The 19,163-nt window shown below is 65.8% G+C and carries 20 protein-coding genes; 12 read left to right on the forward strand and 8 right to left on the reverse strand.

Annotated elements, in window-relative coordinates; translation table 11 throughout:
* Nucleotides 1-57 precede the first annotated feature (57 nt).
* Both WG924_RS24735 and WG924_RS24740 read left to right on the forward strand, forming a co-directional pair.
* Entirely contained in the window at nucleotides 58-1,404 is a 1,347-nt protein-coding gene (locus WG924_RS24735) for an O-antigen ligase family protein (RefSeq protein WP_345935715.1), read from the forward strand.
* Nucleotides 1,401-2,354 carry a UDP-glucuronic acid decarboxylase family protein gene (locus tag WG924_RS24740; RefSeq protein WP_345935716.1) on the forward strand — a complete coding sequence of 318 codons (954 nt, stop codon included), beginning with the start codon at nucleotides 1,401-1,403 and terminating at the stop codon, nucleotides 2,352-2,354. The genes WG924_RS24735 and WG924_RS24740 overlap by 4 nt, the downstream gene beginning before the upstream one ends.
* Nucleotides 2,355-2,478: 124 nt before the next feature.
* On the opposite strand, the gene WG924_RS24745 is transcribed toward WG924_RS24740, so the two are convergent.
* The gene (locus WG924_RS24745) at nucleotides 2,479-3,162 is read right to left on the reverse strand and encodes a sugar transferase (RefSeq protein ID WP_345935717.1); all 684 of its coding nucleotides are present in this window, start codon (nucleotides 3,160-3,162) and stop codon (nucleotides 2,479-2,481) included.
* 481 nt (nucleotides 3,163-3,643) lie between these two features.
* Between WG924_RS24745 and WG924_RS24750 the strand changes: the two genes are divergently transcribed.
* From WG924_RS24750 to cysW, 5 genes are all read left to right on the forward strand, one after another.
* Nucleotides 3,644-4,447 carry an NAD-dependent epimerase/dehydratase family protein gene (locus WG924_RS24750; RefSeq protein ID WP_345935718.1) on the forward strand — a complete coding sequence of 268 codons (804 nt, stop codon included), beginning with the start codon at nucleotides 3,644-3,646 and terminating at the stop codon, nucleotides 4,445-4,447.
* Complete coding sequence (locus WG924_RS24755) at nucleotides 4,447-5,469, forward strand: dTDP-glucose 4,6-dehydratase (RefSeq protein WP_345935719.1); 1,023 nt, start codon at nucleotides 4,447-4,449, stop codon at nucleotides 5,467-5,469. The genes WG924_RS24750 and WG924_RS24755 overlap by 1 nt, the downstream gene beginning before the upstream one ends.
* 237 nt (nucleotides 5,470-5,706) lie before the next feature.
* Nucleotides 5,707-6,774, forward strand: a complete 1,068-nt coding sequence (locus WG924_RS24760) for a sulfate ABC transporter substrate-binding protein (RefSeq protein ID WP_345935720.1) — start codon at nucleotides 5,707-5,709, stop codon at nucleotides 6,772-6,774.
* A gap of 5 nt (nucleotides 6,775-6,779) precedes the next feature.
* Entirely contained in the window at nucleotides 6,780-7,637 is an 858-nt protein-coding gene (gene cysT / locus WG924_RS24765) for a sulfate ABC transporter permease subunit CysT (RefSeq protein WP_345935721.1), read from the forward strand.
* 6 nt (nucleotides 7,638-7,643) lie between these two features.
* Nucleotides 7,644-8,489 carry a sulfate ABC transporter permease subunit CysW gene (gene cysW, locus WG924_RS24770; protein ID WP_345935722.1) on the forward strand — a complete coding sequence of 282 codons (846 nt, stop codon included), beginning with the start codon at nucleotides 7,644-7,646 and terminating at the stop codon, nucleotides 8,487-8,489.
* An 82-nt stretch (nucleotides 8,490-8,571) separates the two neighbouring features.
* On the opposite strand, the gene WG924_RS24775 is transcribed toward cysW, so the two are convergent.
* Entirely contained in the window at nucleotides 8,572-8,805 is a 234-nt protein-coding gene (locus WG924_RS24775) for a hypothetical protein (RefSeq protein WP_345935723.1), read from the reverse strand.
* Nucleotides 8,806-8,874: 69 nt separating this feature from the next.
* Between WG924_RS24775 and WG924_RS24780 the strand changes: the two genes are divergently transcribed.
* On the forward strand, nucleotides 8,875-9,123 hold the full coding sequence (locus WG924_RS24780) for a hypothetical protein (protein WP_345935724.1): 249 nt from the start codon (nucleotides 8,875-8,877) through the stop codon (nucleotides 9,121-9,123).
* A gap of 104 nt (nucleotides 9,124-9,227) precedes the next feature.
* On the opposite strand, the gene cysC is transcribed toward WG924_RS24780, so the two are convergent.
* Both cysC and cysD read right to left on the reverse strand, forming a co-directional pair.
* Nucleotides 9,228-11,180, reverse strand: a complete 1,953-nt coding sequence (gene cysC / locus WG924_RS24785) for an adenylyl-sulfate kinase (protein ID WP_372044813.1) — start codon at nucleotides 11,178-11,180, stop codon at nucleotides 9,228-9,230.
* 22 nt (nucleotides 11,181-11,202) lie between these two features.
* A complete protein-coding gene (gene cysD, locus WG924_RS24790) occupies nucleotides 11,203-12,006 on the reverse strand; it encodes a sulfate adenylyltransferase subunit CysD (RefSeq protein ID WP_345935725.1) in 804 nt (267 codons plus the stop codon).
* A gap of 246 nt (nucleotides 12,007-12,252) precedes the next feature.
* On the opposite strand from cysD, the gene WG924_RS24795 reads away from it, so the two are divergent.
* Complete coding sequence (locus tag WG924_RS24795; protein ID WP_345935726.1) at nucleotides 12,253-12,924, forward strand: YjbF family lipoprotein; 672 nt, start codon at nucleotides 12,253-12,255, stop codon at nucleotides 12,922-12,924.
* A gap of 96 nt (nucleotides 12,925-13,020) precedes the next feature.
* Here WG924_RS24795 and WG924_RS24800 read toward each other — a convergent pair whose 3' ends face one another.
* On the reverse strand, nucleotides 13,021-13,272 hold the full coding sequence (locus tag WG924_RS24800; protein WP_345935727.1) for a hypothetical protein: 252 nt from the start codon (nucleotides 13,270-13,272) through the stop codon (nucleotides 13,021-13,023).
* A gap of 348 nt (nucleotides 13,273-13,620) precedes the next feature.
* On the opposite strand from WG924_RS24800, the gene rfaD reads away from it, so the two are divergent.
* A complete protein-coding gene (rfaD, locus tag WG924_RS24805) occupies nucleotides 13,621-14,607 on the forward strand; it encodes an ADP-glyceromanno-heptose 6-epimerase (protein ID WP_345935728.1) in 987 nt (328 codons plus the stop codon).
* 45 nt (nucleotides 14,608-14,652) lie between these two features.
* On the opposite strand, the gene WG924_RS24810 is transcribed toward rfaD, so the two are convergent.
* Entirely contained in the window at nucleotides 14,653-15,255 is a 603-nt protein-coding gene (locus WG924_RS24810; RefSeq protein WP_345935729.1) for a 2-hydroxychromene-2-carboxylate isomerase, read from the reverse strand.
* Between the two features lie 50 nt (nucleotides 15,256-15,305).
* A complete protein-coding gene (locus WG924_RS24815) occupies nucleotides 15,306-15,749 on the reverse strand; it encodes a cupin domain-containing protein (protein ID WP_345935730.1) in 444 nt (147 codons plus the stop codon).
* A 208-nt stretch (nucleotides 15,750-15,957) separates the two neighbouring features.
* On the opposite strand from WG924_RS24815, the gene WG924_RS24820 reads away from it, so the two are divergent.
* Both WG924_RS24820 and rfaE1 read left to right on the forward strand, forming a co-directional pair.
* Nucleotides 15,958-16,560, forward strand: a complete 603-nt coding sequence (locus WG924_RS24820; RefSeq protein WP_345935731.1) for an SIS domain-containing protein — start codon at nucleotides 15,958-15,960, stop codon at nucleotides 16,558-16,560.
* Between the two features lie 49 nt (nucleotides 16,561-16,609).
* Nucleotides 16,610-18,142, forward strand: coding sequence for a D-glycero-beta-D-manno-heptose-7-phosphate kinase (gene rfaE1 / locus WG924_RS24825; RefSeq protein ID WP_345935732.1), 1,533 nt, complete (start codon nucleotides 16,610-16,612; stop codon nucleotides 18,140-18,142).
* 19 nt (nucleotides 18,143-18,161) lie between these two features.
* Here the strand turns inward: rfaE1 and WG924_RS24830 are convergent, their stop codons facing one another.
* Nucleotides 18,162-19,106 (reverse strand): alpha/beta hydrolase, encoded by a 945-nt coding sequence (locus WG924_RS24830; protein WP_345935733.1) that lies wholly within the window; start codon nucleotides 19,104-19,106, stop codon nucleotides 18,162-18,164.
* Nucleotides 19,107-19,163: the final 57 nt, after the last annotated feature.

Genomic DNA, 19,163 nt, shown 5'->3' on the forward strand with positions numbered 1-19,163 from the left:
TCTGCGCGGACACCGAGCCTCCGCCCAACGCCGCCGCATCCGGAGACAGTCGTCATCATGCAGCCCCCGGCTCCCGATATCTCCTCAGGCGCCCCGACCCGGCCCCCCGCGCCGTCGCGCCGCGCGCAGGCCGCTTGCGATGCCATGCGGCTGGCTGCACGGATACTGGTCGTGCTGATGCCGGTCCTGCTGGTCGTCGGGCGTGCGCCGGCCGATATCGCACTCAGTCTGGTGGCTCTGCTGTTTCTTGTCGCCATGGCCATCGCGCGCGACGCGGCGCCGTTCCGGACACCATGGATGAAAGTGGCGCTCGTGTTCTGGGTGTGGCTGCTGGCCAGCGCGCCCTTTGCCCTGGCCGATATCGGCAGCGCCTTCGGCGTGTCGGCAAGCTTCATCCGCTTTCCGCTGTTCGCGGCCGCGCTCAGCTATTGGCTGATCGACGACGTGACATGGCGCCGGCGGCTGTTGCTGTGCCTGGCCGTGGTGTTGGGCGCATCCGCGGTCTGGGCGGTGATTGAGTGGATCGATATCGCCCTGTCGATCAACGACGAACAGCCGGTGATCCGGCTGACCGGGCCGTTCGAGGATAACAAGGTCGGTATCTTCATCGTCAAGCTGATGTTCCCGGTGTTGGGATTTCTGGCCTGGCGGGCGCTGCTGCCAGCCGACCGGGTCGCCGGCGGTCCGGCACGGGCATCGGCGCGCGGCACCGGCCTGGTTCTTGGATATGCCGCGGTGTTGCTGGTGGCGATCCTGCTGTCGGGCGAACGGATGGCGCTGCTGATGGCGCTGGCCGGCATGCTGATCATGGGCCTGCTGGTGCGCGCGCGCCTGCTGCGGCGCCTGACGCTGGCACTGCTTGCCGCCGCCATCATCCTGGGCGGGCTGACCGCCGTGCTGGCGCCCCGTCTGTATGACCGGCAGATCACCTCGACATTGGCTACCGTGTCGGCGATCGGCGACAGCATTCACGGCCGATACTGGCAGTCGGGGCTGGATGTGGGGGCATTGGCGCCGTGGACCGGCGTCGGCGGCAAGAACTTCCGGCTGCTGTGTCCAGAGATCAAGGCCGCGGAGATCGCAGCGTTCGAAGATCCGCAGGAGATCCAGTTCTGTGCCACCCACCCGCATAACATCTATATCGAGGCCTATACCGAACACGGCATTCCCGGCCTCATTCTGTTCTGCATGATGATCATTGCCCTCATTCTGGCCCTGCGCGGCGCCGGCCGCGATGATCGTGTCACTGGCGCCGCCATAGGCGTGCTGTTGACATTGTGGCCGCTGGCCACCCATGGCAGCTTCTACAACAATTGGAATGGCGCGGTCTTCTGGCTCGCCACGGGCCTGATGCTCGCCCTGCGCAATGCGGCGGCAATCGAACGGAAGGGACGGCCGGCATGACGATCAAGACGCAACTTCGCGTAATGGTGACAGGCGGTGCCGGGTTCATCGGATCCCATCTGTGTGCCCGGCTGCTGAATGACGGCCATGACGTGCTGTGCGTCGACAACTATTACACCGGCCGGCGCGCCAATATCGCGCCACTGTTGAACAATCCACGGTTCGAGGCGATGCGCCACGACGTGACCTTCCCGCTGTTCGTCGAGGTTGACCGCATCTTCAACCTCGCCTGCCCGGCATCGCCTGTGCACTATCAGTTCGACCCGGTGCAGACCACCAAGACCTCCGTGCATGGCGCGATCAACGTGCTGGGCCTGGCCAAGCGCACGCATGCCCGCGTCCTGCAGGCATCGACATCCGAGGTCTATGGCGATCCGGAGGTCCATCCGCAGCGCGAGGATTATCGCGGCAGCGTCAACACCATCGGCCCGCGCGCCTGTTACGACGAAGGCAAGCGCTGCGCCGAGACCCTGTTCTTCGACTATCACCGCCAGCATGGCCTGGAAATCAAGGTCGCCCGGATCTTCAACACCTATGGCCCCCGGATGCTGCCGAATGACGGACGGGTGGTGTCGAACTTCATCGTTCAGGCATTGGCTGGTGAAGACATCACCATCTATGGCGACGGCCAGCAGACACGCAGTTTCTGCTTCGTCGACGATCTGGTGGACGGATTGATCCGGCTGATGGACAGTCCGGCCGACATCACCGGGCCGATGAATCTGGGCAATCCGCACGAGATCACCATTCTGGAACTGGCGGAACGGGTGATCGCGATGACCGGTTCATCCTCGCGGCTGATCCGCAAGCCGCTGCCGGCCGATGATCCGGTCCGGCGGTGCCCCGATATCGGCTTTGCCGAGCGCACGCTTGGCTGGCGTCCGCAGGTGCCTCTGGAACAGGGGCTGGACAAGGCGATCGGCTATTTCCGAAGCCTCATGGCCGGTTGACGCCGATGGCATGTCGCATCGCGATCGCTGCGGTGTGGTGTAGGAAAAAGGGCACGCGAAAAAGGGGCTGCCGTCGCAGATCGACGGCAGCCCCTTTTTCGCGACAGATCGTCTGGAATGACGGTCAGTACGCGCCGCTGTTCGACGAGAAGACCACACGCACCGTCTGGACCAGCAGCTTCAGATCCAGAAGCAGCGACCAGTTTTCAAGATAGGTGCGATTGAACGAGATCCGCGACCCGTAATCGCTGTCGGTCCGACCGTTCACCTGCCACATGCCGGTAATGCCCGGGCGCATCGAGGTGTACTCGACCAGGCTGGCACCCCAGCGCGAGGTCTCATGCAGCGCCATGGGCCGGGGGCCGACCAGGCTCATATCGCCGCGGAGCACGTTCCACAACTGCGGAAGCTCGTCCAGGCTGGTCTTGCGCAGCACTCGGCCGATGCGGGTGATACGCGGATCATTGCGCAGCTTTTCAAACTGCTCCCATTCTGCACGCGCCTCGGCATCACGGGCCAGCAGATCCTTCAGCAGCTTGTCGGCGTTCGGCACCATCGAGCGGAATTTATAGCACTTGAAATGATTGCCGCGATAACCCAGCCGCTCGTGGCCGTAGAAGATCGGCCCCTTGGTCATTGCGACAAAAATGCCAAGGATGAGGAAAAACGGCGACAGAAGAACCAGCAGCACCGAAGCGCCGACAATGTCGAAAAGCCGCTTGAGAATGCGTGCACCGACCGTCGTGGCCGGCACCACGCCGCGTTCAAGGCTTGCCTCGAACACATGGCTGGTGTTGACGTCCGTCATGATGCTGCTGCCCGCTTGACGTTTCTGCCCACCCGGCCGCCAGTGTGTCGCACGGACAATATAGGTCCATGCGTCCAGACAGGGGTGCATTCGGTCGGGGCGACGCCAGCGGCCGTGCTGTCAAAGCAGCATGTTCTGGTCGGCCGGGCGTCGCTTCAGGTTTAAGTTTATACCTTGCCCGCATCCTGCCGCCAACCCGCTTTCCGCACTGCACAAATCCCCCGAACGGGGGGCGTTTCTGCGACAGTCCGTGATGGAAGCGTCAAGAATGAAGGTCGGTCATGACGTTAGCAGATCGTTAACCATGTTCCAAGGCGCCCACTGCGCAACTTGCAAGTCGACATTTCACCCACACCGTGTGCTTGCGGCCACACTCCCGTCTCCCGTCATCCGTTTTTGGATTGGAGGCGGGCATCTGGAATGCTAATCATGGGGCCGGCTTCATCGACAACGGCCTGAAGGGCGGGAGCAGACGCCTCCTATGCGGATTCTTGTTTTCGGCGGCAACAGCCTGCTTGCGCGGGCCTTTTCGGACATTGCACGGGAACAGGTCGAGCTCAGGGTCGCCGGCCATGCCGAGATCGATCGCCCCGACCTGCTCGACGGTGTTGATGTGGTGGTGAACTTTGCCCGCCACCCCGACGATATGCGCCTGCCGCACGATCCGGCCCGCGATGTCGACGTCCGACTGGCGGTTCGGGTCGCCGCGACGTCGGCACGGTTCGTCATGCTCAGTTCCCGCAAGGTCTATGATCAGGCGGCACAATGGGGCGCTGCCGAGACATCGCCCCTGGCGGGCCTGGACATCTATGGCCGTAACAAGGTCGCGGCCGAAGCCGCCGTGGCCGCGCTGATCGCCCCCGAACGCCTGCTGGTGCTGCGGATCGGCAACGTCATCGGGCCTGAACGTATTCCCGGACGGCGCAGTTTCATGGGGTTCATGCTGAACACGCTTGCCGAGACCGGTGAAATCGTGTTCGACATGAGTCCGTTCGTGGCTCGTGATTTCGTGACCGCCGGGCATTTCGCCCGGCAGCTTTCGGCCGCGATCACGAACGGCTTGTCCGGCATCTACAATCTGTCGTCGGGTGTCGGGCTGATGTGCGGTGAACTTGCGCTCGCCGTCATCCGCGGCCATGGCCGCGGTCAGTTGCGGATCATCGATCCACGCCATGCCGACGCATTCCATCTGGACGTATCGCGTCTGGTTCAGACCACCGGCCTTCGAGAGACGGCCGACGACATCATCACCTACTGCCACAATCTGGGAAGGGCTCTGGGATAATGCCGAAGATCGTCATCACCGGCGGCGCAGGCTTCATCGGGTCACACATCACCGACCACATCTGCGAGCAGTTCCCGGATTACGACGTGGTCGTCTTCGACAAGATGACCTATGCCGCCGATATCCGAAACATCCAGCATCTGGTGGCGAATGAGCGCATCGAGCTGGTCGTGGGTGACATCTGCGACTTCGACCTGGCCTGCCGGGTCGTCGACGGTGCCGATTACGTCGTGCATGCCGCGGCCGAAAGCCATGTCGACAATTCGTTCGGCAATTCGCTGCTGTTCACCATGACCAACGTCTATGGCACCCATGCGATCATGGAGGCCTGCCGCCGCATGGGCGTCAAGCGCATCGTCCATGTGTCGACCGACGAGGTCTATGGCGAGGTTCTGGACGGTGCCGCCGACGAAAGCACGGTCCTGAACCCCACCAATCCCTATTCGGCATCGAAGGCCGGCGCCGAGATGATCATCTCGGGCTATCTGCATTCCTACCGGATGCCGATCGTGACGGTCCGCGGCAACAACATCTATGGCATCCGCCAGTACCCTGAAAAGATCATTCCGCGCTTCTCGCTGCTGCTGGAATGCGGCAAGAAGCTGACCATTCACGGTGCCGGCAACAACCGCCGTCATTTCCTGGCCGCCGAAGATTTCGCCGCCGCCATCGTCCTGCTGATGCGCAAGGGCGAGATCGGCGAGATCTACAATATCGGTTCAGAAGATGAGTTCGAGAACATCGTCGTCGCCGGCATGATCGCTCAGTCCTTCGGCTATGCGCTGGATGACGTGGTTGAATATGTTCCCGACCGGCCGTTCAACGACCGGCGCTATGCCATCGACAGCCGGAAGATTCGCGAACTGGGCTGGGCGCCCGAGCGGCATCTGCTGGACGACCTGCCGCGCGTGGTGGGCTGGTATCGCGAGAACGCGCCCCGTTTCCGCCGGCTGATGGCGACGTTCGAAGGCCATGGCAGCGACATCGACCTCGATCTGCGCGCCATCACCCACAGCGCCTGATCCGGCGCCACGGGCGGATGATCCCGCCCGACACCTGAAATGCCGCCCCCGATCCGTCGGCCGGGCGGCATTTCTTTGAGCACAAAATACATTATATATATGTATAAAATATCAGTTCTTCACTGTTTATTGATTAAATAATCTTGATTCACATAAAAATATGAGTCTTCATGATATGAAGATCATAAGAATTGACGGTTGCGGTTTCTGCCCTGCATGCCCCAGAGAGGTTCTTCCATGCCTGCAACGGTTTCCGTCATCGCCCCCCATTGGCGCCGCTTTGCCCCGTCTCCGGCCAGACTGCTCGGCGCCCTGGCCCTATCGGCCCTCGTATCGGCTCCGGCCGCGGTCATTACGCCCGCATCTGCGGCCGAGATCACCCTGCTGAACGTGAGTTACGACCCCACCCGCGAGTTGTACAAAGACGTCAACGCCCGCTTCGCCGCACTCTGGAAGCAGCAGACCGGCGACACGCTGACCATCCGCCAGAGCCATGGCGGATCGGGCAAGCAGGCACGCAGCGTCATCGACGGGCTGGAAGCGGATGTCGTCACCCTGGCGCTGGCCTATGACATCGACGCCATCGCCGACCATGGCGGCGCTCTGAAGGCGGACTGGCAGTCGGCCCTGCCCGACAACAGCGCGCCTTACACCTCGACGATCGTGTTCCTGGTCCGCAAGGGCAATCCCAAGGCGATCCGGGACTGGGACGATCTGGTCAGGCCCGGCCTTCAGGTGATCACACCCAATCCGAAGACCTCGGGCGGCGCGCGCTGGAACTATCTGGCTGCCTGGGCCTATGCGCTCGATCAGGGCCAGGATGCCGCCGGCGCCAAGGCCTTCGTACAGGCGCTGTTCGCCAATGTGCCGGTCCTCGACAGCGGCGCGCGCGGGTCCACCACCACCTTCGTGCAGCGCGGTATCGGCGACGTGCTGCTTGCCTGGGAGAACGAGGCCCTGCTGGCCGTGAACGAACTGGGCCCCGATGCCTTCGACATCGTGGTTCCGTCGCTGTCGATTCTGGCGGAGCCGCCGGTTGCGGTGGTCGACAAAGTGGTCGATGCCCATGGCACGCGTGCCGTGGCCGAAGCCTATCTCAGATTCCTCTACACGCCTGAGGGGCAGGAACTTGCGGCCCGGCACTATTACCGCCCCCGCGATGCCACCGTCGCCGGCCGCCATGCCGACCGTTATCCCGATATCCGGCTGGTGACGATCGACGAGGTGTTCGGCGGCTGGCGCAAGGCTCAGGCCGAGCATTTCAACGACGGCGGCATCTTCGACCAGATCGTCACCGGGAAATGATCCTGATGCGCAAAATCGGTCCGCCCAACCGGCCCACATCACGGAAACAGGCCGGGCCGCTGCCGGGCTTCGGACCGGCGCTCGGCCTGACGGTGTTCTGGCTGTCGGCGATCATTCTGATCCCGCTGTCCGCGGTCTTTCTGCGGGCGGCGGGCCTCAGTCTCGACGAGATCGCCGCGCGCGCCTTCTCGGGCCGCGCGCTCGCGGCCTATCGGCTCAGCTTCGGCGGGTCGCTGGCCGCGGCGATGATATCGAGCCTTCTGGGAATCGTGGTCGCCTGGGTGCTGGTGCGCTATGACTTTCCGGGCAAACGGCTGGCAGATGCCATCGTCGACCTGCCCTTCGCGCTGCCGACCGCCGTCGCCGGCATCGCGCTCACCGCACTCACGGCACCAAACGGATGGATCGGCGCGCCATTGGCGGCGCTCGGCCTGCATATCGCCTTCACACCCGCAGGCGTGATCGTCGCCATGGTGTTCATCGGCCTGCCCTTCGTGGTCCGCACCATCCAGCCGGTGCTCGAAGATCTGGATCGCGAGATCGAAGAAGCGGCGGCATCGCTGGGCGCCGGGCGCTGGCAGACCCTGCGGCGGGTGATCCTGCCGGTCCTGACGCCGGCGATCAGCGCGGGGTTCGCCCTGGCATTCGCGCGTGGCGTCGGCGAGTACGGCTCCGTGATCTTCATCGCCGGCAACATGCCCGGCATCAGCGAGATCGCCCCCTTGCTGATCGTCATCAGCCTGGAGCAATACGATTATGCCGGCGCCAGTGCGATCGCGGCCGTGATGCTGGTCGCCTCGTTCATTCTGCTGCTGCTGGTGAACGGCCTGGACGCGCGCCGCCGCAACGCCATGGAAAGGTAGAATCCCATGGCCCGTCTGCGATCATCCCCCCATCCCGGCGTCCGCATCACCGAATCTCCGGCGGCCCGCGTGGCGCTGACCCTGGCAGGCCTGCTCATCCTGGCCCTGTTCCTGGTCCTGCCGCTGGTCAGCGTCTTCGCGCAGGCCCTGGCGAAGGGCGCCATGCCGTTTATGGAGGCGCTGCGCGAACCCGATGCCTTGGCGGCCATCCGTCTGACGCTGCTGGTCGCGGCCATTGCCGTACCGGCCAATCTTGTCTTTGGCATCGCCGCCGCCTGGGCCCTCACCCGCTTCCGCTTTCCTGGCCGAAGCCTGCTGATGTCGCTGATCGACCTGCCCTTCTCGGTGTCGCCGGTCATCTCGGGGCTGGTCTGGGTGCTGCTGTTCGGCGCCCATGGCTGGCTTGGTCCATGGGCCGCAGATCACGGCCTGAAGATCATCTTCGCGGTCCCCGGGCTGGTGCTGGCCACGATCTTCGTGACCTTCCCCTTCGTGGCCCGCGAACTGATCCCGCTGATGCTGGCCCAGGGCTCCGACGAGGAGGAAGCGGCGCTCACTCTGGGTGCGGGCTGGTTCACCATCATGCGCCGGGTGACCCTGCCCAATGTCCGCAACGGGCTGCTGGCCGGCGTTCTGTTGTGCAATGCGCGTGCGATGGGGGAATTCGGCGCGGTGTCGGTGGTGTCCGGTCATATCCGCGGCCTCACCAATACCATGCCTTTGCATGTCGAAATTCTGTACAACGAGTATGACTATGTCGGTGCCTTCGCGGTCGCCTCGCTGCTTGCGGTGCTGGCACTGGTGACGCTGATCGCCAAGACCCTGCTGGCGCACGGCCGCGCTGGCGCCTGACGACTGCCGCAACGGCACCGCCCGCACGGCCATGCCCCCGTGCGGGCGGCAGAATTGCCGTCGGAGTCGGAGGTGGCGCCGGTCAGACCCGGTTGTTGGTCAGGATCACCACCGAACTGGCTTCGACCTCGCGCCGGTCGAACAGATCGGCATCGTCCATCCCGCCCGAAACCGACAACCGGTCGACGACATCGACGCTGCTGCCCACCGGGCTGTTCTCGATGCCCGAGGTGTCGACGGCAACGGTGCGACAGCCCAGTTGAGCGTGAACCGGTCCGCCTCCACCGACTTGACCTCGCCGGTCAGGCTCAGCCATTCACCGTCGTCGGCGCGGGTCACCACGTCGATCCTTCCCTGCCGATCAGAGCCGGCGGGAGCGGTCGTCGTGGTGCTGCGGCTGGCAGCCGTTGGATCGCCGGTCTGGCGCTCCGGATCGGCCCGATTTGTCTGGTTGGCCGCACATGCCGGCACAGCCACCAAGGTGGAAGCAAACGTCGCGGCGGCAAAGGTCGACATGAGATTTCGCATAGTTCGAGATCTCCCTCCTGTGCTGTTCGTGCCTGTGCTGTTCGTGCCTGTGCTGTTCGTGGTCTGGCCGGCGGCGCTCATCGCCTCCGGCTCTGCGGGGCGATAAGCATGTCTGCCGCGACGGTTCCAGGGCGGGCGAACAAAAATGCCCCGGCCTGCGAACCGGCCGGGGCATTTCCATGGCGACCATGCCAGGGCTGTCTGATCGTCTCAGAGCACCCGGCTGATCGCGAAGGTCCGCTCGATATAGCTCATCACCAACCGCACCGCGTCGTCGATTCCGAGCGCGCCGGTATCGACCGTCAGCTCAGGCGCCTCCGGTGCCTCATACGGCGCATCGATGCCGGTGAAATCGCGGATCTCGCCGCGCCGCGCCTTGGCATAAAGTCCCTTCGGGTCGCGGCCCTCGCAGACATCCAGCCCCGCGCGGACATGCACTTCATGGAAACCGGCACCGGCGGCGGCACGCGCCCGGTCGCGGTCGGCGCGATAGGGTGAGATGAAGGCGGTGACCACCAGGAATCCGGCTTCGGCGAACAGGGCCGCGACCTCGCCCACCCGGCGGATATTCTCGGTGCGGTCCTCGGGGCTGAAGCCCAGATTGGCGTTCAGCCCATGGCGGACATTGTCGCCATCCAGCACGAAGACCTGATAGCCCTTGGCGAACAGCCGCTGTTCCAGCTCGATCGCCAGCGTCGACTTGCCCGCCCCCGACAGACCGGTCAGCCACAGCACGCCACCGGTATGACCATTGCGGCGCGCGCGGGCATCGGGCGTCACCCGATGTTCCACCGCCGTGATGTTGGTCGATTTACGGGTCACGGCATCGCGCTGGTCCGGATAGCCGTCCATCGAGATGGTGCCGCCACCGACCGTGTCGTAATCCTCGATCAGAACGAAGCGGCCGGTGTTCGGCAGCCGATTGAAGGCATCCAGCGCCAGCAGGCCGCGCGACCGCAGCACCACCTCGGCAACCGCATTGCGCTCCACCTGCGCCGGAACAGTGCCATCATCGGCGCCCGACAGGCTGCCGGCATCGATGACCTTCTCGATCCGGTCCACCGTCACCCGAACCTGGCGGGTGGCAAGCTTCATCACATAGCTGCTGCCCACCGCGAGCGGCGTGCGGCCCAGCCAGAACAGCCGGGCCCGGAACACGTCGGTCAGCACCGGCGGCTGGTCCACATGGCTGATCACGTCGCCACGCTCGATGAAGATCTGATCGTCGAAGGTGATGCCGACGCTGCGGCCGGTGCCGGCCACCACCGGCTGTGTGCCGCGGCCCCAATGCTCGATGCTCCGCACCCGCACGGTCTTGTTGGATGGCGACACCATCACCGTATCGCCCACCGCCAGACGGCCGCTTTCGATCCGGCCGGCGATGATCCGGCGCTCGTCGAATTTATAGACATCCTGCACCGGCAGGCGCAGTGCACGATCGTCCAGCACCGGGGCGGGCGTGAAACCGTCCAGCGCGCCGATCACGGTCGGCCCGTCATACCACGGCATCGTATCGGTGGCGCGGTCGACGATATTGCCGCCCTCGCGCGCCGCCACCGGCACGAAGTGGGTCGCGGTCACGCCGATACCAGCCAGATAGGCGCTGTATTCGGCGACCACCGCGTCATAGCGGGCCTGATCGAAGCCGACCAGATCCATCTTGTTGACCACCACGGCGATCTGCCGCAGGCCCAGCAGATGCAGCAGATAGCCATGGCGGCGCGACTGCTCGCGCACCCCTTCGGCGGCATCGATCACCAGCACGGCCGCTTCGGCGGCGGCGGCGCCGGTGATCATGTTCTTCAGGAATTCCTTGTGGCCCGGCGCGTCGATGATCACATAATCGCGCCGCGCCGATTTGAACCAGATCTGAGCGGCATCGATGGTGATGCCCTGGTCGCGCTCGGCCTTCAGCGCATCCATCACGAACGACCATTCGAACGGCATGCCGCGGCGTTCGCTCATCGCGCGGATCGCATCGACCCGCCCCTCGGGCAGCGATCCGCTGTCATTCAGCAGCCGACCGACCAGGGTCGACTTGCCATGGTCGACATGGCCGACGATCACGATCCGCATCAGCGCGCGTTCGGCGGCGGCCGTCTCGGATGCGGAGGACGGTACGGCGGCGATCTGGTCCTGGATCGGAGCAGTCTGTGCAGTCATCGTGAAAACATCCCGTCCCGGATCACATATAGCCTTCGGCGCGCAGGCGCTCGAAGGCATCTTCGGATTCCTTGTCCTGAGCGCGGCCGGCGCGTTCGGACGTGCGGCTGCCCTCAAGCTCGGTCACGATCTCGGCGACAGTGGCGGCCCGGCTGGTGATTGGCAGCGTGCACGGCGCGCAGCCCAGCGAGCGATAGCGCTGGCCGTGCTCGTTCGCGAAATACAGGCTGACCACCGGAATCTCCTCGCGCTGGATATAGCGCCAGATATCGACCTCGGTCCAATGCAGCAGCGGATGAATCCGCACCGAGGTTCCGGCCGGAAATTCGGTCTTGAACTGGTCCCAGAACTCCGGCGGCTGATCCTTCACGTTCCAGGCATTGTCCTGACCGCGCGGGCTGAACACCCGTTCCTTGGCGCGGGTGCCTTCCTCGTCGCGGCGGATGCCGGCGATCACCCCGGTGAAGCCGTGGGTGTCGAGCAGCGCCTTCAAGCCATCGGTCTTCAAGGCCGAGCAGCATGTCACGCGGCCCCGCGTGTGGTTCATGCCCGCATCCAGCGCCGCCCGGTTCTGCCCGACAATCAGGTTCAGCCCCCATTCCGCGGCCATGCGGTCGCGGAATTCGATCATCTCGGGGATCTTGTATGATGTGTCGACATGCAGCACGGGAAACGGCACATGGCCGAAAAAGGCCTTGCGGGCCAACCATACCATGACGTTGCTGTCCTTGCCGATCGACCACAGCATTGCCAGCTTGTCGATGCGGTTGAACGCCTCGCGCAGGATATAGACGCTCTGCGCCTCAAGACGGTCGAGATGGTCCATGGATCAATCGCTCCTCAGGCCCTGGCTGGCGCGCCCTTATTGGCGCAAAGCGGGCAGGCGGGCTGGGTTCAGGATGCCGATGGCCGACAGAAAACATGATCCACACCGATTGTCCAGACACTAATCGGATATTATTTTAATTAACGATCATTATTTGTGTTATTTGCGCCAGCCCGGTTGCTGCAATGCCGTGCCGATTGCTGTAGCTTTGCCCGGCTGACCGATGACAAAGGGGCCGCATCCGCGATGACATTCGCCCGTATCCGTTTCACCGCCATGCTGCTGCCAGCCCTTCTGCTCGGCGCCTGCACCGACACCACAGACCTTCCGGCGCCCTTCGACACGCTGAACGCGGTGTTCTTTCCGCCATCGGCGCCGACCGCTCAGGAAATCGATGTCGACAAGCTGCCGGTCGCGGCAATCCTGGTCGGCTTCGGCCGCGGGTCGGCGCGGGTCGCTCTGGCCGGGAACCGCGATGGCACGCTGATCTGGCGGGCGGCCGACCGGGCTGAAATCCATACCCGGCAAGGCATTCTGGTGCGCACGGTCGGCCTGCCCGACAATCTGCGCATCGTGCGGATCGACGGCTTGCCGGAGGGGGCCTCGGCGCCCGTGCCCGCGGCAGCGGGTGCCCGGCCTTACGTCCGGATCTTCGACCTGCCGAACCGCCGGCTCTATGGCGCGCGCGCCGATTGCAGCCTGGCCGAGGTGGGGCAGGAGCCGTTGCAGATCGGCCAGTACCAGTTCGATACCGTGGTCTATGACGAGACCTGCACGGTCGAGGTGATACGCTGGCAGTATACCAACCGCTATTGGTACGAGCCGGACAGCACCCGCGTCTGGCGCAGCGTTCAGCATATCTCGCCCGAAATGGGCGATATGGACATCACGCTGCTGCGCTCCGCCCCCATTCCCTGACCTCGCGCAGACCCACAGAACCAAAGTCGCCCACACAACCAAAAAGGGCGGCCCCGTTTCCGGGACCGCCCTTCCTGTCGGCCAACAGACGTTCGATCAGCGGGTGCTGGTCGAGGTCGAGGTCGAGGTCGACGAACCGCTGTCGTCGTCGTCCGAGGCGATGATTGCAATCGCCACGGCCGCCGCGGCGCCGCCACCGATGGCCAGGCCGGTCAGCTCGTCGTTGAACAGATAGCCGCCTTCGTCGTCAACGTTGTTCGCCGGCGGCGGGGTCTGGGCGCTGGCAACGCTCGCCATGCCCGCCAGGGCGAGCACGACAGCGAGAGCGCTGATCATGGTCTTGATCATGGTATGATCTCCGATATTCCCCATGGGGTAGGTGCTAGCGTTAACAGTTATACGGCACACAGGTGCCGTCGGGCAACCCCGATACCGTGACGCAATAGGTATGCTGCGCTGCAATGGTCGGCCTGTCTACCCCTGGTATCTGGTATACAGGCCCGTCGGCCGCGAATTGGGACGATGGATGGCATCATGGCAACAGATGCGGCAAAGCCCCGGATGTCACGGCAAGAACTAAGGCAGGGTGAACCGGATTCCAGATCTTGACGGAAGCAATCTGAACCTGCGCGGCAAACTCCGGCGAGGTCAGCCGATGTGCCGAATATCTTTCATATCGAACAACAGGAGCAGCAGATGATCGTCGTGACCGGCGGAGCCGGGTTCATCGGTTCCAACATCCTGGCCGGGCTGGAAGCCGATGGCCGGACGGACCTGGTCGTGGTCGACACGCTCGGATCCGACGATAAATGGCGCAACATCGCCGGCCGCGGGCTGGCCGATGTCGTGCGGCCCGATCGGCTGTTCAACTTTCTGGACGCCCGGGCCGATGCGATCGAGGCCGTGATCCATATGGGTGCGATCTCGTCCACCGAGGAACGTGACAGCGATGTGATCGTCGAGAACAACATCCGCCTGACCCTCGACCTCACCGGCTGGTGCGCCCGCCATGGTGTGCGTCTGATCTATGCCTCCTCCGCCGCCACCTATGGCGACGGCGCGCTGGGTTTCGACGACGATGCCGAGCCTGGGGCCCTCGCGCGGCTGCGGCCGCTCAATGCCTATGGCTGGTCGAAGCACATGGTCGACCGCCGGATCGTCGATCTTTCCCGCCGGGGTGCGGCATTGCCGCCACAATGGGCGGGGCTGAAGTTCTTCAACGTCTATGGGCCGAACGAGTATCACAAGGGCGGCCAGCGCAGCGTCGCGCATCAGGTCTTCGAGCGGATCCGCGACGGCGGCGAGGCGCGGCTGTTCCGCAGCCATCGGCCCGATTATCCGCATGGCGGCCAGTTGCGCGATTTCGTCTGGATCGGCGATTGCGTGGCGGTGGTCCGCTGGCTGCTCGACACCCCCGCCGCCAGCGGTCTGTTCAATGTGGGATCAGGCAAGGCACGCAGCTTCGCCGATATGGCGCGGGCCGTCTATGCGGCGATGAACCGGCAGCCGGAGATCGAATTCGTCGACATGCCGGTCCATCTGCGCGAGAAATATCAGTACTTCACCGAAGCGAAGATCGACCGGCTGCGGCAGGCCGGCTTCACCGCGCCGATGACCGAGCTGGAAGATGGCATCGCCGCCTATGTGCGCGGCCATCTGCAGTCCGACGACCCATACATCTGAACGGGCATCACAGCCATGGCCGCCGCCTCGTGGCGGCCAGGCACGTCACGCCGCCGCCTGCCGCGCCAGCGCCTCTTCCACGAAATCCAGCCGGTCCTGACCGAAATAGAGCGTGTCGCCCACAAAGAAGCTGGGAGCCCCGAACACGCCGCGCGCAACCGCCTCTTCGGTTTCCGCCTTCAGCCGGTCCTTGACGTCAGGCGTGGCGCAGGCCGCGATCAGCGCCGCGGCATCGAAGCCGGCCGCTTCCAGCACCGCGCCCAGCACCTCCGGATTGCCCATGTCGCGACCATCGGCCCACAGCGCCGGGAAGATCGCCGCCAGATAGGCCTCGATCCGGCCATCGGCCAGGGCAGCCACGGCACCGCGCTGCATGGTCAGGGTGTTGATCGGAAAATGCGGATTGAAGCGGAAGGGCGTGCCCGCCTTCTCGGCGAAGCGCGTCAGATCCGCCATCAGATAGCGGCCCTTGGCCTTCACCGCCGCGGGGCTGGTGTTGCCGGTGGCCTGAAACACGGCGCCCAGCAGAATTGGCCGCCAGCGGATATCGGCGCCGGTGCGCGCGGCAATGCCGGGCAGCCGCGCCCAGGCGAGATAGGTGGCGGGGCTGCCGACATCGAACAGGAAGTCTACGACAGGACGGGTCATAAGGGGCATCTCCTCGGATGGGTCCGGCGCTCTTCGGCGGCGCCGTGGGTTCAGCGTCCGGTGGCTGGCGGGGGCGCGACCGGATCGGTGCCGAAATCGGCCGGCGAGGTGATCTCCAGCATCTCCAGATCGTCGGATCCCGCCTGCAGCTCATGCGCGATGCCCGGCGGCTGATAGACGCAGTCGCCGGCGCGCAGGTCCACCACCCCGGTGCCGTCATACCAGAACCGCACCCAGCCCTTCAGGATATAGACCATCTGGAAATCCAGCCGGTGGGCATGGCGGCCGGTGCCGGCGGTCACCGCCTCTTCGGCGCGGATCACATGGGCATGGAACCGCCCCTGGGTCGCCGTGCCGATATCGAGGTCGCGATAGCTGAAAAAGGCGCGCAGGCCGTCGCCGGCGAAGCTGGCCCTATCGGCACGGGCGATGGTGACCCGCGCTGGCGGCTCGGTTGCGTGCGTCGGCACGGTCGGCTGGGTTGTGGCGGTCATGGTTTCTGCTCCTCCCCGGTTGTCGGGCGGCCCGAAGGCCGGCTCGCGGCTTCTTGGTCCGGCGCGCGGACGTCTGCGACGATCATCCGTCGGCGCGGCCGGCAGGTCAAACAAGCGTTCGAGTGGCCCCTGGCGACTTGTCACCGGCCACGCCGCCTCCTATCGTTGCCCGCGCACACGCGCCGTACCGGCAGATCGGACCTGGGCCATGGATATCGACAGCTTCTTCGATGCCGAACTCGATGAACACGCGGCGGCTTTCGCCCGCACCCGTGCCGTGCTGAAGCAGCCCTTCGGGCAATGGGTGGCGATGGCGCTTGTCACCATCCGCGCCGGCGGCAAGATCATGTTCTTCGGCAATGGCGGTTCGGCCTCGGACGCTCAGCATCTGGCGACCGAACTGGCGGTGCGCTATCGCCGCGATCGCGCGCCCATTGCCGGGCTCGCCCTCACCACCGACAGTTCGGCCCTGACCGCGATCGGCAATGACATGGGCTTCGATCAGCTCTTCGCCCGCCAGATCACAGCCCTCGGCCGGCCGGGTGACATGGCGGTCGGCATCACCACCTCGGGCCGCAGCCCGAATGTGCTGCTGGGGCTCGATGCGGCGCGGGCCGCCGGCATCACCGCCGTGGCGCTGACCGGCCGCGATGGCGGCGACACGCCAGGGCGCGCCGATCTGGCGCTGGTGGTGCCAAGCGATACCACCGCCCGGATTCAGGAAATGCACATCATGCTGGGCCAGATGCTGTGCGGGGCGCTGGAAATCGCCCTGGGCCTGGTTCCCGACGAACGCTCCTCCGGCAACTGACCAACAGATCTTTGGCCGCCCGTCCCTCTCCCAACAGCCCGGACCCGCCATGTCGACCAGTTCTGTCCGTGCCGCCGGCGCCGCCCGTGTGGATTTCCTCGATCTCGACCGGCGTTTCGGCGCGGTGACGGTCGCGGTCATCGGCGATGTCATGCTCGACCGCTTCGTCTATGGCAAGGTGGAGCGGATCTCGCCCGAGGCACCGATCCCGGTGCTCAGGGTCGAGCGCCGCCGCACCATGATCGGCGGCGCCGGCAATGCCGCGCGCAATGTGGCCTCGCTCGGCGCCCATGCCCGGCTGGTCGCCGTGGTCGGTCCCGATGCCGCGGCCGCCGAGTTGCGCGACCTGCTGGCGGCGGAAGACCGCATCACCGGCGATCTCGCGGTCGATATCGATGGCGGCACCATCGTCAAGACCCGCTATGTGGCGCAGAGCCAGCAATTGCTGCGCTCCGACGAGGACGGCCCCGGCGGCCTGTCGTTGACCGCCCATGCCGGGCTGATGGCGGCGGTGGCCGAGGCGGTGGCTGCCGCCGACATCGTGCTGCTGTCGGATTACGGCAAGGGCGTCCTGGCACCTGATATCCTCACCGATATCATGGCCTGCTGCCTCGCCGCCGGCCGGCCGGTGGTGGTCGACCCCAAGGCCCGCGACCTCAGCCGCTATCGCGGCGCCATGGTTCTCACCCCCAATGCCGCCGAACTGGCGGTGGCGGCGGGAGAGGCGATCGATCCCGCCGATGACGACGCCGTCACCCGCGCGGCCCTGGCGCTGGTTCGGGCACATGGCTTTCAGCATCTGGTCGCCACCCGTGGCGCCCATGGCGTCACCGTGGTCGGTGCCGATGGCAGCGCCGTGCACCTGCCCGCCCGCGCCCGCGAGGTTTTCGACGTTTCAGGTGCCGGCGATACGCTGGTCGCGGCCCTGGCCTGCGGGCTTGCCGCCGGCGGGTCGCTGGTCGATGCCGTGCAGTATGCCAATGCCGCGGCCGGCGTCGTGGTCGGCAAGCTTGGCACCGCCACCGTCACGCCCACCGAGATCCGGGCCGCGGCCGCCGGCGATGCCGAGGCGCGGTCGGTGGCGGCCGGCGGTGCCCCCCGCCATGCCCGCGTGGTCGACAGCGCCGCCGAAGCCGCCCGCATCACCGCCGGCTGGCAGCGCGACGGGTTGAGTGTCGGCGTCACCAATGGCTGTTTCGACCTGCTGCATCGCGGCCACCTGGACGTGATCGGCAAAGCGCGGGCGGCCTGCGACCGGCTGGTGGTGGCGGTGAATGCCGACGCCTCGGTCCGCCGGCTGAAGGGGCCGTCGCGGCCGGTGCAGGATCAGGACACCCGCGCCGCGGTGCTGGCGGCCCTGGCCGATGTCGATCTGGTGCTGATCTTCGTCGAGGACACCCCGGCCGAGCTGATCGCGGCCATCCGCCCCGACCTGCTGGTCAAGGGCGGCGATTACCGCCCCGACACCGTGGTCGGCGCCGATGTCGTCACCGCCCGTGGCGGCCGGGTGATGATCGTGCCGATCCTGCCCGGCCATTCCACCACCGCCACCGTTGCCCGCATCAACCAGAGCAGCGATTGATCGGGCAGTCTCGCCCCGGTCAGTCGTCCGTGCCCAGCAGGCGGAGCGTGGCGCGCATCAGCGGATGATCGTCTTCGCCCAGCGCCTCGACCGCGCTCATGTGATGCCGACCCGGCAGATCGATCGTATCGACCCGGGCACCGGCGGCCCGCCAGCGGCGCCCGAAATCGCGACTCTGGCGGTGAAACTCAGACGACTCGTCACCGCCCACCGCCAGCACCAGCCGTGTGCATGGCTGCGGTGCCAGCCTGTGCGGACTGACGGCGCGGGCCGCGGCGGCATCGAGGCCCAGTTTCGCGTTGATGCTGGTCGCGATCAATGGCTCCAGATCGAACACGCCGCTGATCGCCACGCCGCCCGCGATCAGCGGCGCCGCCGCCGCCAGCGCCGGATCGCGCGCCGCCCAGTCTGTGGCCGCCAGCATGCCGACGATCTGGCCGCCGGCGGAATGGCCCGCGACCACGGTGCGCCGGCGATCGAGCCCGAGCGCCGGCGCCAGCCGCCACAGCAGCGCCACGGCCTCGCGGGCTTCCTCGACGATGCCGGCAACCGTGGTCGCGGGTGCGAGCGTATAGTCGACCAGCGCCACCGCCGCGCCTCTGGCCGCATACCCCCGTGCCAGTTGCGTGAAACTCTCGCGGCTCATGGCCTGCCAATAGCCGCCATGAAAGAACACCAGCAGCGGCACCGGCACGCCGCCGCCGGCCACGGGCCGGGTTTCGGGCATCACCAGATCCAGCACCTGATCGCCACGCCGGCCATAGACGATCGCCGGCCGGAAGCGGCCGCTGCGGGTGAAGTCCGCCCGGGCCGCCGCCGCCTCCGACGCCCAGCGCGCGAAGATCACCGGGTGGTCGGGCACGGCGGCACGGGCGTTATAGGCCCGCTCCGCGTCACTGGCGGCCATGGTCGTGCCGGTCGGGTCGGCGTCGGGGGCGGAGGGTGAGGCGTGGCAATCGGTCATCGGCAGCGTGTTTCCGGATACGAGACGAGGTGGGCGAGAGGCAGTGCCGTCAGAATA

The sequence above is a fragment of the Tistrella arctica genome, from assembly GCF_039630945.1.
Lineage (GTDB): Bacteria > Pseudomonadota > Alphaproteobacteria > Tistrellales > Tistrellaceae > Tistrella > Tistrella bauzanensis.